Source organism: Aliiroseovarius subalbicans (assembly GCF_022678625.1).
Classification (GTDB): Bacteria; Pseudomonadota; Alphaproteobacteria; order Rhodobacterales; family Rhodobacteraceae; genus Aliiroseovarius_A; species Aliiroseovarius_A subalbicans.
The window spans coordinates 172,209-185,697 of the sequence record NZ_JALBYQ010000002.1; the positions used below are offsets into that span (position 1 = coordinate 172,209).

The 13,489-nt window shown below is 63.0% G+C and carries 17 protein-coding genes; 6 read left to right on the plus strand and 11 right to left on the minus strand.

Translation table 11 applies throughout. The features are described 5' to 3' along the window. Positions 1 to 22: 22 nt before the first annotated feature. The 6 genes from MN188_RS08595 to MN188_RS08620 all read right to left on the minus strand — a co-directional run bounded on the left by MN188_RS08595 (position 23) and on the right by MN188_RS08620 (position 3,814). Entirely contained in the window at positions 23 to 553 is a 531-nt protein-coding gene (locus tag MN188_RS08595) for an SRPBCC family protein (protein ID WP_242107951.1), read from the minus strand. A 161-nt stretch (positions 554 to 714) separates the two neighbouring features. Then, a complete protein-coding gene (locus MN188_RS08600) occupies positions 715 to 1,218 on the minus strand; it encodes a CDP-alcohol phosphatidyltransferase family protein (protein ID WP_242107952.1) in 504 nt (167 codons plus the stop codon). Continuing rightward, a complete protein-coding gene (locus MN188_RS08605; RefSeq protein ID WP_242107954.1) occupies positions 1,215 to 1,583 on the minus strand; it encodes a hypothetical protein in 369 nt (122 codons plus the stop codon). Before MN188_RS08605 ends, MN188_RS08600 begins: the two co-directional genes overlap by 4 nt. Continuing rightward, the gene (locus MN188_RS08610; protein WP_242107955.1) at positions 1,580 to 2,518 is read right to left on the minus strand and encodes a phosphatidate cytidylyltransferase; all 939 of its coding nucleotides are present in this window, start codon (positions 2,516 to 2,518) and stop codon (positions 1,580 to 1,582) included. The genes MN188_RS08605 and MN188_RS08610 overlap by 4 nt, the downstream gene beginning before the upstream one ends. Beyond that, positions 2,515 to 3,153: a lysophospholipid acyltransferase family protein gene (locus MN188_RS08615; protein ID WP_242107957.1), complete on the minus strand. Its 639-nt coding sequence runs from the start codon at positions 3,151 to 3,153 to the stop codon at positions 2,515 to 2,517. Before MN188_RS08615 ends, MN188_RS08610 begins: the two co-directional genes overlap by 4 nt. Positions 3,154 to 3,163: 10 nt before the next feature. After that, positions 3,164 to 3,814: a carbonic anhydrase gene (locus MN188_RS08620; RefSeq protein ID WP_242107959.1), complete on the minus strand. Its 651-nt coding sequence runs from the start codon at positions 3,812 to 3,814 to the stop codon at positions 3,164 to 3,166. A 139-nt stretch (positions 3,815 to 3,953) separates the two neighbouring features. Here MN188_RS08620 and MN188_RS08625 point away from each other — a divergent pair, with 139 nt between their 5' ends. From MN188_RS08625 to MN188_RS08635, 3 genes are all read left to right on the plus strand, one after another. After that, the gene (locus MN188_RS08625; RefSeq protein WP_242107961.1) at positions 3,954 to 4,334 is read left to right on the plus strand and encodes a hypothetical protein; all 381 of its coding nucleotides are present in this window, start codon (positions 3,954 to 3,956) and stop codon (positions 4,332 to 4,334) included. A gap of 164 nt (positions 4,335 to 4,498) precedes the next feature. Next, the gene (locus tag MN188_RS08630) at positions 4,499 to 5,884 is read left to right on the plus strand and encodes a leucyl aminopeptidase family protein (RefSeq protein ID WP_242107963.1); all 1,386 of its coding nucleotides are present in this window, start codon (positions 4,499 to 4,501) and stop codon (positions 5,882 to 5,884) included. Continuing rightward, positions 5,881 to 6,735, plus strand: a complete 855-nt coding sequence (locus MN188_RS08635; protein WP_242107965.1) for a C40 family peptidase — start codon at positions 5,881 to 5,883, stop codon at positions 6,733 to 6,735. The genes MN188_RS08630 and MN188_RS08635 overlap by 4 nt, the downstream gene beginning before the upstream one ends. 1 nt (position 6,736) lies before the next feature. On the opposite strand, the gene MN188_RS08640 is transcribed toward MN188_RS08635, so the two are convergent. Next, complete coding sequence (locus MN188_RS08640; protein ID WP_242107967.1) at positions 6,737 to 7,084, minus strand: DUF2794 domain-containing protein; 348 nt, start codon at positions 7,082 to 7,084, stop codon at positions 6,737 to 6,739. A gap of 297 nt (positions 7,085 to 7,381) precedes the next feature. Here MN188_RS08640 and paaI point away from each other — a divergent pair, with 297 nt between their 5' ends. Genes paaI through MN188_RS08655 form a run of 3 tightly spaced genes read left to right on the plus strand, consistent with a single transcriptional unit; the run spans position 7,382 to position 9,723 of the window. Then, positions 7,382 to 7,816: a hydroxyphenylacetyl-CoA thioesterase PaaI gene (paaI, locus tag MN188_RS08645; RefSeq protein ID WP_242107969.1), complete on the plus strand. Its 435-nt coding sequence runs from the start codon at positions 7,382 to 7,384 to the stop codon at positions 7,814 to 7,816. A 20-nt stretch (positions 7,817 to 7,836) separates the two neighbouring features. Then, on the plus strand, positions 7,837 to 9,141 hold the full coding sequence (gene paaK, locus MN188_RS08650; RefSeq protein ID WP_242107972.1) for a phenylacetate--CoA ligase PaaK: 1,305 nt from the start codon (positions 7,837 to 7,839) through the stop codon (positions 9,139 to 9,141). Between the two features lie 3 nt (positions 9,142 to 9,144). Then, positions 9,145 to 9,723, plus strand: coding sequence for a TetR/AcrR family transcriptional regulator (locus MN188_RS08655; RefSeq protein ID WP_242107974.1), 579 nt, complete (start codon positions 9,145 to 9,147; stop codon positions 9,721 to 9,723). 203 nt (positions 9,724 to 9,926) lie between these two features. On the opposite strand, the gene MN188_RS08660 is transcribed toward MN188_RS08655, so the two are convergent. The 4 genes from MN188_RS08660 to MN188_RS08675 form a co-directional block, all read right to left on the minus strand. Beyond that, positions 9,927 to 11,111 carry an amino acid aminotransferase gene (locus tag MN188_RS08660; protein WP_242107976.1) on the minus strand — a complete coding sequence of 395 codons (1,185 nt, stop codon included), beginning with the start codon at positions 11,109 to 11,111 and terminating at the stop codon, positions 9,927 to 9,929. A gap of 4 nt (positions 11,112 to 11,115) precedes the next feature. Next, positions 11,116 to 11,970 (minus strand): 3-mercaptopyruvate sulfurtransferase, encoded by an 855-nt coding sequence (sseA, locus tag MN188_RS08665; protein ID WP_242107978.1) that lies wholly within the window; start codon positions 11,968 to 11,970, stop codon positions 11,116 to 11,118. 109 nt (positions 11,971 to 12,079) lie between these two features. Beyond that, on the minus strand, positions 12,080 to 12,370 hold the full coding sequence (locus MN188_RS08670) for a hypothetical protein (RefSeq protein ID WP_242107979.1): 291 nt from the start codon (positions 12,368 to 12,370) through the stop codon (positions 12,080 to 12,082). 124 nt (positions 12,371 to 12,494) lie between these two features. Then, a complete protein-coding gene (locus tag MN188_RS08675; protein WP_242107981.1) occupies positions 12,495 to 13,451 on the minus strand; it encodes a DMT family transporter in 957 nt (318 codons plus the stop codon). Between the last annotated feature and the right edge of the window lie 38 nt (positions 13,452 to 13,489).

Below are 13,489 nucleotides of genomic sequence, written 5' to 3' on the forward strand. Positions count from 1 at the left end.
TCGCCGGGCAAGGCGGCGGTCCCTACGTTTCGACCAACGCCTTCAACCGCTCAAGGCCCAACTCGTAATCTGCACCGATCCAGCGGTCGAACATCAGCCCCTTCCAGCGCGAAATCGGGTTGCGCCCGAGGTCGGTGATAAACCCCCAAGTGACGATCGTGCCACCCTCTTCGCGTTCAAGCGCCAACCAGGCCTCGGCGGTGCCCTGCGGCCCGAAATCCAGCGCCGTTTCCACCATCGTGTTTTCCAGGCTGCTGACAATTTCCTGGCTGCCGTGCCCCACTTGCGGGTGCTCCGAAGCCCAGGTCATCCGGTTTCCAACCCCGTCCTCCGGCCCCTCATAGGTCACCACAACGTCAGGATCCCGGTCCAGCCACGGCGACCAAGCCGCCATCGCCTGCATCGACTTCAAATGCGGAAAGACCCTATAGGCCGACGCTTCGATTCGGGTCTCACGCTCCACCACCACATGGCGGGGCAGCGCAAAACCGAACAGCAGCAGCGCCGCAGCCACAACGGCAAAACCGGCCAATACTTTTACAATCAACCGCATGAAATCCTCCTCCACTCTGCGCGCAGAATAGCACGATCCGAACCAGACGCCTATCTGCGGCGCAGAAACGCCACGAAGCGGATGGCGCGGCGCAGGGCGGTGAAAGCCGCGCCCAGCGCGATGATCCACAGGGCGATCTCAAGCACGCCGACCCCCGCGACCTAGGGCACAAACAGCGCGAAGATCGCGGCGGCGGTGGCCACGGCCATGCGCTGCGGCTTTGCCATCGGGCCCGAGAAATCCGGGTCCATGCCTTCCGCATGCCCGGCCTCGCGAAGGTATGCGGTCAGCACCGCAAATGTCGCCGCCGCCCAGCCCAGTGCGGGGGTGCCTGCCGCCAACCCCAAACCGACCAGGATCAGGATGTCGGCAAGTCGGTCCGGCGCTTCGTTCCAGAAGGCACCATCAGGCCCGGATTTGCCCCCCTCGACCGCGACCATACCGTCAAACAGGTTGCACAAAAGCCGCCCCTGCACCGCCACGGCAGCCAGCAGCAAGCCCCAACCACCCATCCAGAACCCAGCGCCTGCAACGGCGGCAAACAGGACCGATCCGGCGGAGATAGCGTTCGGTGTGATGGGTGTGCCCGCCAGCCAGCGCGCAAAGCGTTGCGCCAGCTTTGTGTCACGGCTGGCAATCGGGCGGCGGCTGTTCGGTTCGGTCATGACGTTCCCTTCAAGGACAGAGTATAAATCGCGGCATAGGTTGAGGAGACAAGAAACGGCACGCTGATCGTGGCCAGAAGCGCCGGCGTGCCAGCCACCCCGTGGATCACGCTCAGGATTGTCACCGACATGCCGCCGACGGCCAGGACGGGCAGCACGGCCCCAGCAAGCCCGTCGAACCGGCGCGCCACGGCCTCGATCACCTGTTTCATGACCAGGGTGAGAACAGCGGTCAACGTGCCTTGAACCACCCCTGCGATCAGCGGCGCGGGCATGTCAAAGCTGCGGTTGGCAAATACCGCCCAGCCGCCCATCAGGGCAAACCCGCCCGCCATATGCACCCAGGATTTGCGCTGCCAGCTCATACCGCCGACCAGAAATACCGTACGAGATGAAAGAAGACCGGCGCCGAGAACACGACGCTGTCCAGCCGGTCGATAAATCCGCCGTGGCCCGCGATCAGGTGGCCCCAGTCCTTCACGCCCTTGTCACGTTTGATCGCGGACATGACGAGACCGCCGAAGAAGCCCATCAGCGTGATCACCAGCGCCAGCAGCGCCGCCTGCCACGGGGCGAACGGCGTCATCCACCACAGCCCTGCGCCCACCGCCGAGGCGCTCAGCACCCCGCCCAGGAACCCTTCCCAGGTTTTCGAGGGCGACAATTTGGGCGCGATCTTGCGTTTGCCCAGAAGCTTGCCCCAGACGTATTGCAGCACGTCTGACAGCTGCACCACAACCACCAGGAACGCGACCAGAAGCACGTTCTTGCCCTCGAAGCCTGCGATCTCAAGCGACAGCAGCGCAGGCACATGGGAGGCCGCGAAAACGCAGATCATCAAGCCCCACTGGGTTTCGGCCACCCGCATCAGGAAACCGTCCGTATCGCCGTGCAGCACCGACACAATCGGCAGGAACAGGAAGGCATAGACCGGGATGAAGATCGAATACATCCCGTACCAATCGGTATAGATCAGCGCGTATTGCATAGGCAGGACCACGAAAAAACTGGCCAGAAGCGCCCAGTGGTCCGCCCGCGATTTTGCCGTCAGGGTCAGGAACTCGCGCAAGGCGGCAAAGCTGACGATGGCAAACAGGACCACCACCCCACCGCGTCCGCCCAGCATCGCCAGCGCCAGCAGCGCGACCATACCCCACCAGGCATTGATCCGCGCCACCAGGTTTTCGATCACCGGACTGTCCCCGATCCGCCCGCGCAGGATCTGCGCCACGACGGTGGCAAAGGTCAGGATGCCAAGCACCCCCAGCATCAGCGTGCCAAACTCGGCAGGAGCATTCATGCCGCGCCCTCCTTGAGGGACAACAGGGCCGCCTCGGCGCGGGCCAGAAAGGTCGCCTTGTCCTCGCCATCGCCCAGCTGGATCGGTGCGCCGAAACTGACGGTGCAAATCAGCGGCACGGGAATCACCTCGCCCTTCGGCATCACGCGGTTCAGGTTCTCGATCCAGACCGGCACAAGCTCCACGTCGCGACGCCGTGTGGCGACGTGAAACAGCCCCGCCTTGAACGGCAGAAGCGGCACGTCGTGGTCCATGTTGCGTTTTCCCTCGGGAAACAGGATCAGGCTGGAGCCGTCCTCCAGCGCCTCGACCATCTGCCCCACAGGGTCGTCGGTGCGGGTGTCGGGGTTTCGGTCGATCAAGACCGCGTTGAACACATCGCGGCCAACAAAGGCGCGCAGGTTTGAGGTCAGCCAGTAATCGGCGGCCGCCACGGGCCGGGTTTCGGCCCGCAAGCTGGGCGGCAGCACCGTCCAGAGCAGGACAAAATCCCCGTTCGACGTGTGATTGGCGAAATAGATGCGCTGGCGGCGGACCGGTTCAACACCGGCCCAGATTCCCCGCACCGCGGTGACCAGACGCGCGAACAGCGCGATGGCCTCACCTGTAATACTTGCCAGAAACCTTTTGAACACGCGTCCTCACTCAGACCGGGGAAAACTCTCCCGTTTCGCCGTCATAAACTTCCAGGCTGCCCTCACCGATATCGGTCCAGCACCCATGCAGGGTCAGCTTTTTGGCCTCGACGGCGTCCTTAACAAAGGGGAAGGTCATCAGGTTCTCGAGCGCCACCAGAACACCTTCCTTTTCCAACGCCCGCACGCGTTTCGGTGCATCCGAGATGTCGGCCACGCGATCAAACCCCGGACGCAAGATGTCCATCCAACGCCCCACGAAGCTGGTTTCCGCCTCAAGCTCGGGCGCGTCCCCAACACACATATCGTGGCAGCCTTTGACGCCGCCACAGCTGGAATGCCCCAGCACCACGATATGCGGAACCTTCAGTGCCGTGACTGCGTATTCCACCGCCGCTGAGGTGCCGTGGTGGTCGCCGTCCGGCGCATAGGGCGGCACCAGGTTGGCAACGTTGCGGTGAATGAAGAACTCACCCTGGTCGGCGCCGAAGATGCTGGTCACATGCACGCGGGAATCGCAGCACGAGATGATCATGGCGCGCGGGCGCTGGCCTTCGTCCGCCAAACGGCGATACCAAGCCTTGTTGTCCTCGAAACTGGTGGCTTTCCAGCCCTGATAACGTTGAACCAGATAGGCTGGCAGCGGGCGCGCGTGGTGCATCATTGTCCTCCGATTGATCCATTTGTTTTAGCGAGCATTTAGAGGAAATTCGAGTGATTTCCACCCCCGCCGATAAACCTTTTATTGATGGCCAGGCGCGATGTTTCTCCGGAACGAGGGAATACCATGGGGTGTAATCGTGAACGCGATTGTACAATTGATGCACGAAGAAACGGTTCGCCTGGACCGCGATCAGCTTGAGGTGCTTTATGTCCAGCTGGGGCCTGTCGGGGCAGACAAGCTGGTAAACCACGCGCTGGAGGAGCTGGCGGTGGCCCTGGCGCGGGTCCAGAAACAGCATTCCGCCGGGCGGATCGATGAGGTGCGCGTTGGCGTGAAAAACATGGTCGCTATTGCACAGCAGATCGGCATGACGACGCTCGCGCGCGTGGCGCGCGACGTGCTGGACCTGATCAACACCGGCGACGGTGCCGCCTATTGCGCCACGATGGCACGAATGGGGCGGATTGGAGAAAGCAGCCTCAAGGCGGTCTGGGACCTGCAGGACGTGCACGGCTGATTTTATCCTGATTTTTTGTGCACCCTGTGAGGGAACGCCCCGATTTTTCTGGAAAAATCGGCACCCGCTCGCCGCAGGCGCGAATTTTCTATGAAAATTCATACCCCCTTGCGGGTGGGTCCGGGGGCTGTAGTCTGAGCGAACGCACAGATCAGGGGACCTTCATGACACTGACATTCGCCGCCGCAACCGACGACGCGATCCCGCTTCTGGTGGTCGACAAGGACCAGCTTGAGACCATTCTGGACGAACTGCAACCCGCCCAGCATACCTGGGCCAAGACCAGCGGATTCACCGCCGGCTTGGGGCAGGTGCTGGTATTTCCGGGTGCGAATGGGGCTCCGGAATTGGCTCTTGTTGGCTACGGCGATGCCCCGGCCCGACGCCGCCAGCGCTTCGGATTGGCGGCAGCGCGCGCCAAGCTGCCCGAAGGCACCTATGCGCTGCAGGGCGACCTCGGCCGCGAGGCGCTGGACGAGGCGGCGTTGGGATGGCTTTTGGCGGGTTACGGTTTCGATCGCTACCGCGACCGCCCCGCCCCCAAGGCAAAGATGATCGCGCCTGACGGCATTGACGTCGCCCGGATCGAAGTGATTGCGGCGGGTGAATGCCTGACCCGTGATCTGATCAATACCCCGGCCTCCGACATGGGTCCTAGCAACTTGGAAGAGGCCGTGCGCGCCCTTGCCACGCGCTTTGATGCCACCCTGACTGTGACTTCGGGTGAGGCCCTTCTGCAAGGCAATCTTCCGATGATCCACGCAGTCGGCCGCGCCGCGACCGATGCCCCGCGCCTGCTTGATTTGAAGTGGGGCAGCACCGGTCCGCGCCTGACGCTAGTCGGCAAAGGGGTCTGTTTCGACACCGGCGGCCTGAACCTGAAACCCGGCGCCTCGATGGGCCTGATGAAAAAGGACATGGGCGGGGCGGCCACCGTCCTTGGCTTGGCGCAGATGATCATGTCACTGGGCATGCCCTTGCAGTTGCGTGTGCTGATTCCCGCTGTCGAGAACGCCGTGGCCGGCGACGCGATGCGCCCGGGCGACATCCTCTCCTCGCGCAAAGGACTGAGCGTCGAGATCAACAACACCGACGCCGAAGGCCGGCTGGTTCTGGCCGACGCGCTGGCGCTCGCGGACGAAGAAAACCCCGACTTGATCGTGTCAATGGCGACCCTGACCGGTGCAGCGCGGGTCGCGGTCGGGCCCGACCTGTCACCCTACTTTTCCACCGACGAGGGCGTGACCAGCGCCTTGAAATCGGCGGCGCGCAGGGTGGCCGACCCGGTCTGGGAATTGCCGTTCTGGGATCCGTATGAACCCATGCTGGACCCCGGCATCGCCGATCTTGATAACGCGCCCAAGGGCGGTTTTGCCGGGTCGATCACCGCGGCCCTGTTCCTGCGTCGCTTCGTCACCGAAACGCCACGCTATGCGCATTTCGACATCTATGGCTGGAACCCAACCGCCGCCCCTGCCCGCCCGAAAGGCGGCGTAGGGATGGGCGCGCGGGCCCTTCTGGCAGCCTTGCCCGAGGTTTTGGACCTGTGACGGATCGCCGCCTGACCCCTGCGAATAGCCGTGTGGCGCATGTGTCACTTCGTGGGCAGATCGAAGCGAACAGCTTTGTCGAAGGCGAAGATCATCTCGTTGCCGTTGTGGTGACCGATCTGCTTTCGGCCGCGGGCGAACGGGACCGGCAATTGCTGCGCGGAGAGCGGTTTACCGTCCTCGACCTGCACCAGGGTAAGGCCTTCGGGATTGCGCGCAAGGACGGCTATTGCGGCTGGCTCAATCCTTCCGACCTATTGTCCGCGCCCCACGAGGCGCCGACGCATCGCGTCGCCGCTGCCCGCAGCTATGGTAAATCCACGCCCGGTCTCAAAACCATGGGACGGATCACACCGCTTCCTTTCGGCGCGCGATTGACGGTTCTGGGGCAATCGGATGGGTGGGCGAAAATCGCGTGGGTGCGCGGCACGATCCCGCGTGACTTCCATGTACCGTCGCGCCACCTGGTCCCGTTGGATCAGCTGGAAACGGACCCGGTCGCCGTGGCGCAACTTTTCGTTGGAACCCCCTACCTTTGGGGGGGGAACTCGACCTTTGGCATCGACTGTTCCGGTCTGGTGCAGGCCGCCCTTCTGGCTTGTGGCATCCCCTGCCCCGGCGACAGCGACATGCAGCAGACGCTTGGCGCACCGGCCACGGGCGCGCATTGTCGCGGCGATCTTCTATTCTGGAAAGGCCACGTGGCGATGGTGGTGGATGAAACCCAGCTGATCCACGCCAACGCGCATCACATGGCCGTGGCTTTTGAGGGGATCGACGACGCCATCACCCGGATCGAGTCACAGGGCAACGGCAAGGTCACGGCGCGGCGGCGCGTGGTGCCGGGCTAGATCAGTCCACGGCGCGGATCAGCTTGCGCTCCAACACCCGCAGCACCGTTTTCAGGTCTTGCCCGCGTTTCAGGATCTGCCCGTCCATGCCGATCACCGAATACTGACCCTGCCTCAGACGTAGCGCCGGGCGTTTCTCGATTCGGTACAACGGGTGTTCGGCGGTGCGGCGAAAAACGGAAAACACGGCCACATCCTTCAGGAATGACATGCCATAATCACGCCATTCCCCGGCGGCGACCATGCGCCCGTAGATCCCCATGATGGCGCCCAGTTCGATCCGGTTGAAAGCAACCTGTCGCTGGGCCGGACCGTTCCTTGGAAACGGCGTTGGGGGCTGAACATTCATACCCTCAACTTGGCCCCACTTCGTTAACAAATCAATCCCCGCCTTATTTGCGCCCAGAAATGACCGTGTGATGAGCACGCCTGCTCCCCGTTCGCGCCACACCGGACAGAGATACATGATCCTGTAGCGAGCGAATGCTCACCCGGTGTCGTGGTTCATAGCCCCCACCCAGTCCACGGCACCGGGGCTACTAACACCCCGCCTTTCTGGCGGGGTTTTTCGTGCGCAGCCCATAACACTATTGACCGCCCGGTCGGCTTTGGGCATCCTGCCCCAAGCTTTGGGAGGAGCCCTGCAATGACACCCCAGCAACGGGCAGAACGCGCATCGGCGGTGATGTGGGCCGGTGACCGCGCCAGCCAGGCAGCAGGCATGACGCTTATCGCGATCGGCCCTGGCACGGCGACAATCACAATGGTGATCCGCCCGGACATGACCAATGGTCACGGCACCGCGCATGGCGGATACCTTTTCACCTTGGCCGACAGCGCCTTTGCCTTTGCCTGCAACAGCTACAACCACAACGTTGTCGCGCAGCACACTTCGATGACCTACCTGTCACCGGGGCGCGAGGGCGAAGCGATGACCGCAACCGCAACCGAGGTCGCGCTTGCTGGACGCTCGGGCATCTACGACGTCGCCGTTACCGGAGAAGACGGGCGCATGGTCGCCCAGTTCCGAGGACATTCCCGCCAGATCAGCGGGCAGCATTTTGACGAAGAGGCGGGCTAACGCCCCGCACGGAGGACACCATGAAAGACCTGACACCGCGCCGCGAAGACCTGGACCCGATCGAGATCGCATCCCGCGACGAGATTGCCGCACTTCAGCTGGAGCGCATGAAGTGGTCCCTGAAACACGCCTATGAGAACGTGCCGTTCTACCGCGACAGTTTTGACAAGGCTGGGGTGCATCCCGATGACCTCAAATCTCTGTCGGACTTGGCGAAATTCCCCTTCACGGTGAAACAGGACCTGCGCGACAACTATCCGTTCGGCCTGTTTGCCGTGCCACGTGAACAGATTTCGCGCATTCACGCGTCGTCCGGCACGACCGGTCAGCCGACCGTCGTGGGATATACAAAGAACGATCTGAAAATGTGGGGCGGCGTGGTGGGCCGCTGCCTGCGCGCCTCGGGCCTGCGCCCTGGCGACGTGCTGCACAATGCCTATGGCTATGGCCTGTTCACCGGGGGCCTGGGCATTCACGGCGGGGCCGAGCAATACGGTCTGACCGTTGTGCCAGTGTCCGGCGGCATGACCCAACGCCAGGTGCGCCTGATCGAGGATTTCGGTGCCAAGGGTATGACCGTCACGCCGTCGTATTCGCTGTCGATCCTGGACGAATATGCGGCACAGGGGTTGGACCCGCGCGAGTCCCCGCTTGAGGTCGGCATCTTCGGCGCCGAGCCCTGGACCAATGCGATGCGGACCGAAATCGAGGCAGCCTTCGACATGCATGCGGTTGATATCTACGGCCTTTCCGAAGTCATCGGACCCGGCGTGGCGAACGAATGCGTGGAGACCAAAGACGGCCTGCACATTTGGGAGGATCACTTCTATCCCGAGATCATCAACCCCGAGACCGGCGACGTGGTCGAGGATGGCGAGCTGGGCGAACTGGTCTTCACCTCGCTCACCAAGGAAGGTTTCCCGATCATCCGTTATCGCACCCGCGACCTGACACGGCTCTTGCCCGGCACCGCGCGGTCCATGCGGCGGATGGAGAAGATTACCGGACGTTCGGACGACATGATCATCCTTCGCGGCGTGAATATCTTCCCGACACAGATCGAAGAACAACTGATGGAGGTGCCGGAACTGGCGCCGCATTTCCAGATCGAACTGGTGCGTCCGGGGCGGATGGACGAAATGCACATCCACGTCGAACTTGCCGAAGGCACATCGGCGGACCCGACCGCCGTGTCGCACCGTTTCAAGGGTCTGGTGAAATCCCACGTCGGGGTTTCGGTCAAGGTTCAGGTTGCCACGACCGGCAAGGTCGCGCGCAGCGAAGGCAAAGCCGTGCGCGTCGTCGACAACCGGCCGAAGGGGTAAATCATGCCCCGTGGCATCGCACGCGACCACGGTGAAAAGCGCGCCGCCATCCGCAAGGGGGCGGCCGCCTATTTCGCCGAACACGGCTTCGACCGGGCCTCGATGACCGGGGCAGCGAAGCATTGTGGCGTGTCCAAGGCATTGATTTATCACTATTACGACAGCAAAGAAGCCTTGCTGTATGATATTCTAGACACCCACCTGTCCGACCTGGTCGCTGAGGTCGAAGCGGCCCCGGAGACCGACGGTCTGCGCGGGCTGGTACGCGCAATCCTGATCGCCTATCGCGGAGCGGATGCGGAACACAAATTGCAAGCGGATGCGCTTGGCGTGCTGGAACCCGATCTGCAACGCCCGCTTTTGGACCACCAGAGGCGTCTGATCGACATGATGAGCGCCGCGCTGAAGGCCGAAGCGCCGAACGCCTTCTCCGATTCCTCTCGTACCCACCCGATCACGATGTCGGTCTTCGGCATCCTGAACTGGTTTTACATGTGGCACCGACCGGGCAAGGGCATGTCACGCGACGCCTATGCCGACTTGGTGACCGACATGGTTCTGGGCGGCATCCGCGCACTTTGACGGACCGGGGGGGCTCCCGCCAATCGTTGCCCCTGCGGGGCGCCTTTTGTTGGGTATGGCCTCGCCTTCGGCTCGGTTTTTGCGCGTTTCATCTTTCCCGAAACATCCCCGCGGGGGGACTTTTCGAACGATGAAAGGGGCCGAGCGTAGCGAGGCCCCCCGCAATGACGAGGAGGGGCGTCAGCCCCGATGAGCCTTCGCAATCAGATGCCAACGGCCACGATGGCTTCGGCCAGAACCGGCACCGTTTCGGCATTTAGCCCCGCGATGTTCAGGCGCGAATCCCCAACCATATAGATCCCGTGTTCAACTCGCAGGCGTTCGACCTGCTCGGGCGTGGCCCCTAGGCGCGAGAACATACCGCGGTGCTCGGCGACGAAGCCGAACCGGTCCGACCCTGCTTGCTTCTGCAATTCCCCCGCCAACTGTTCGCGCAAGCCCAGCATGCCTTTGCGCACGCTTTCCAGCTCGTCCATCCAGTCGGCGCGCAGGCCTTCATCCTCAAGGATCATCGTCACCAGCCGTGCGCCGTGGTCCGGCGGGAAGCTGAAGTTCTGACGGTTCAAGTGGGTCAGGTTCTGCTGCGTGGTCCCGGTCTGCCCGGCATTGTCGCTGATCGCCATCAACAGCCCGGTGCGTTCGCGGTAGATACCGAAATTCTTCGAACAGCTTGCCGCAATCAACACTTCGGGCAGCGATGATGCAATCAGTCGCGTGCCGGCAGCGTCCTCTTCCAGCCCGTCGCCAAAGCCCTGATAGGCGATGTCGATCATCGGCGTGGCGCCGGTTTTCTCCAGCAGGGCCGCGACCTCTTTCCACTGCGGCAGCGTCAGGTTGGCGCCGGTGGGGTTGTGGCAGCAGCCATGAAGCAGCACCACGTCGCCCGCTTTTGCACCCGCCAGGTCCGCCATCATACCGTCGAAATCCACCGCCCGGCTGTCATTGTCGAAATAACGGTAATCGGCCATTTTCATGCCGAGGTGCTTGATGATCGACGGGTGGTTCGGCCAGGTCGGGTTGGACAGCCAGATCGTGGCGTCAGGCGAGGCCATCTTGATCAGCTCGACCGCCTGGTGGATCGCGCCGGTGCCGCCGGGTTGGGCCGCGCAGGCCAAGCGGTCCGAGGCAACGCTGTCGCCCAAAACAAGGCCGGACAGGGCCTGCCCAAAGGCCGGATCGCCCGCCAGGCCGGTATAGGACTTGGTGCCCTCGATCTCCCACAGGACCTTTTCGGCGGCCTTCACGGCGCGCATCACCGGGGTGACACCCTGTGCGTTCTTGTAGACGCCGACGCCAAGGTCGATTTTGCCCTCCCGCGGGTCCTCGCGGTACTGCGCCATCAGCGCCATGATCTTGTCGACAGGTTGGGCGTTCAAATTGGTCAGCATTGTCTTACTCTCCGGTTGCGACGCGCAGGTCGTTGTACATGCCCCATTCGGACCAGCTTCCGTCATAGATCGCATGGCGATCGTGGCCGATCTGTTCCAGCGCAAGGCAGATCACGGCAGCGGTTACGCCGGAGCCGCAGGTGGCGATGACGGGTTTCGACAGGTCCGCGCCCGCAGCGTCAAACACGCTGCGCAGGGTGGCTTCGTCTTTCATGGTGCCGTCTTCGGTCAGAAGCTCGGTGAATGGTACGTTTTTCGAATTCGGGATATGCCCGCCGCGCAGACCTTCGCGCGGCTCGGGCTCGGTACCGGCAAATCGCCCTGCCGAGCGGGCGTCGAGGATCTGGTAGTTCCCCAGCTTTGCCGCTGCCGCGACCTGGGTCACGTCCTTCACCATATGCGCCTGACGGTGCACGGTCATGTGGCGGTCGCGCACCACCGGGGGCAGGTCTTCGACCGGACGCCCCTCAGCCTGCCATTTCGGAAACCCCCCGTCCAGAACGGCCACATCCATCTTGCCCATCAGGCGAAACAGCCACCAGACGCGGGCGGCGGACATCAGCCCGGCGCCATCATAAACGACCACCTGGTGACCATCCCCGATCCCCATCGCACGCATGCGCGACATGAATTTTTCGACCGGCGGCGCCATGTGCGGCAGGTCAGAGCGAAGGTCCGCGATTTCATCGATGTCAAAAAAGCGCGCGCCGGGAATGTGACTTGCGTCATATTCAGCCTTCGGATCACGTTCCATCGCCGGAAGATACCATGACGCATCGACGATCCGCAGATCAGGGTCGCTCAGGTGTTTGCCCAGCCATTCGGTGGAAACGAGCGTTTTCGGATTGCTGTGTGGCATGGCTTTGCCCCCGCGTGTTGGTCCGTTGGACCCTGCCTACTTTCAAGGGGCGCAATAGGCAAGAGCGGGCCGCCCGTGGTGCACACCAGGCGACCCGAACCGGCGCGGTTTACTTCGCCAGCATGTTCTTGATCAGGCCGACCGCGGCCAGGGCGACACCGCCGCCAACCCCACCCGAGGCGACCTGCCCCACGATGGCACCGATATCCATCCCGCCGCCGCCAGCGGCCTCGGCCAGGCCGCCCGCGCCCAGCATCGACAGGATCTGGCCACCAAGGCCACCACCCACGATACCGGCAATGGAATTGCCCAGCACGCCAAGGTTCAAATTCTTCAAGACACCGCCGGCCACGTTCCCACCAACGGCACCCGACACAAGGCTGATGATCAGCTGTTCCATGTCACGTCCCTCCTGTTTCCGGGGCGATTGTTGAATATCAAGCAGCCCGGACGCACCCCAAGCCCGGTTGGAGCGAGTATGATCGAAGGTGGACAAACGCCTAAGGGGAATAAACCGTAAGTGGTCACCGCCGTTTCGGGCGCCGGGTTGTAAGGCGCAGCCCCTGCCCGGCCTCTCGCCAGGCCATGTAGAGCCCTGAGGTGACGATCAGGGCGATGCCGACCCAGGCCCATGCATCGGGCCATTCCTCGAAAACCAGCCAGCCCCAAAAGATCGCCAGCGGCAGCGCGACATATTCGAACGGGGCGGCCAGGCCGGCCTCGCACAGGGCATAGGCGCGGCTGATCAGCCAGCCGCCAAAGGCGCTGGCCAGGCCAATCACGATGAACAGGCGGTAGTCCTCGGGCTGGAGCACACCCCAGGCGCGGGTGACGAAATCGGTCGACGCGCTCGACACGTCGGCGAAAGCACCCTGGCCGAAGACAATGCCGAAGCCAGCCGAGACCAGGACAAAGATCAACTGGATATAGAACGCCATGCTGATCGGGCTTTCCGTGGCACCCAGACGACGGGTCAGGATGTGCAGGCTGGCATAGCCGACCGCAGCCATCAGCGGCAGCAACGCCGCCGCCTGGAAACTGTCGGCGCCGGGGCGGACTATGATCAGAACGCCAAGCAGCCCCACCGCGACCGCAGCCCAGCGGCGCGGGCCCACCTGTTCGCGCAGAAAGATCACGGAAAACCCCGTGATGACCAGTGGCGAGACGAAAAAGATCGCCGTTGCGTCTGCAATCGGCATCGCCGCCAGGCCCATGAAGAAACACATGTTGGCAAACACCACAAAGCCGCCGCGCAAAGCGTGGACCCCGAACCGCCGCGTGCGCAACTGGCCGAATCCGCCCGACAACGGCAACAGGAGCAATGTGATCACGGCAAAGGCGATGAGCGACCGGATCAGCACGATCTGGTGCAGGGCATAATCCCCCGACAGGAACTTGATCGTCGTGTCGTTGATCGTGAACAGCACACTGGCGCCCAGCGCCGAGGTGATGCCGACAAGGTTGGTGTTCCGCTCGCTCATATCGGCATTTCACTCGGACGTGTCGCACCGGTCTGTCC

What these genes read in the sequence shown, in the direction of transcription:
- MN188_RS08605 (WP_242107954.1), bottom strand. Translation starts at nt 1,583, where the DNA reads ATGAGCTGGCAGCGCAAATCCTGGGTGCATATGGCGGGCGGGTTTGCC.
- paaK (WP_242107972.1), top strand. Translation starts at nt 7,837, where the DNA reads ATGAAAGACCTGACACCGCGCCGCGAAGACCTGGACCCGATCGAGATC.
- MN188_RS08670 (WP_242107979.1), bottom strand. Translation starts at nt 12,370, where the DNA reads ATGGAACAGCTGATCATCAGCCTTGTGTCGGGTGCCGTTGGTGGGAAC.
- MN188_RS08660 (WP_242107976.1), bottom strand. Translation starts at nt 11,111, where the DNA reads ATGCTGACCAATTTGAACGCCCAACCTGTCGACAAGATCATGGCGCTG.
- MN188_RS08595 (WP_242107951.1), bottom strand. Translation starts at nt 553, where the DNA reads ATGCGGTTGATTGTAAAAGTATTGGCCGGTTTTGCCGTTGTGGCTGCG.
- MN188_RS08620 (WP_242107959.1), bottom strand. Translation starts at nt 3,814, where the DNA reads ATGCACCACGCGCGCCCGCTGCCAGCCTATCTGGTTCAACGTTATCAG.
- MN188_RS08655 (WP_242107974.1), top strand. Translation starts at nt 9,145, where the DNA reads ATGCCCCGTGGCATCGCACGCGACCACGGTGAAAAGCGCGCCGCCATC.
- paaI (WP_242107969.1), top strand. Translation starts at nt 7,382, where the DNA reads ATGACACCCCAGCAACGGGCAGAACGCGCATCGGCGGTGATGTGGGCC.
- MN188_RS08675 (WP_242107981.1), bottom strand. Translation starts at nt 13,451, where the DNA reads ATGAGCGAGCGGAACACCAACCTTGTCGGCATCACCTCGGCGCTGGGC.
- MN188_RS08610 (WP_242107955.1), bottom strand. Translation starts at nt 2,518, where the DNA reads ATGAATGCTCCTGCCGAGTTTGGCACGCTGATGCTGGGGGTGCTTGGC.
- sseA (WP_242107978.1), bottom strand. Translation starts at nt 11,970, where the DNA reads ATGCCACACAGCAATCCGAAAACGCTCGTTTCCACCGAATGGCTGGGC.
- MN188_RS08640 (WP_242107967.1), bottom strand. Translation starts at nt 7,084, where the DNA reads ATGAATGTTCAGCCCCCAACGCCGTTTCCAAGGAACGGTCCGGCCCAG.
- MN188_RS08630 (WP_242107963.1), top strand. Translation starts at nt 4,499, where the DNA reads ATGACACTGACATTCGCCGCCGCAACCGACGACGCGATCCCGCTTCTG.
- MN188_RS08600 (WP_242107952.1), bottom strand. Translation starts at nt 1,218, where the DNA reads ATGACCGAACCGAACAGCCGCCGCCCGATTGCCAGCCGTGACACAAAG.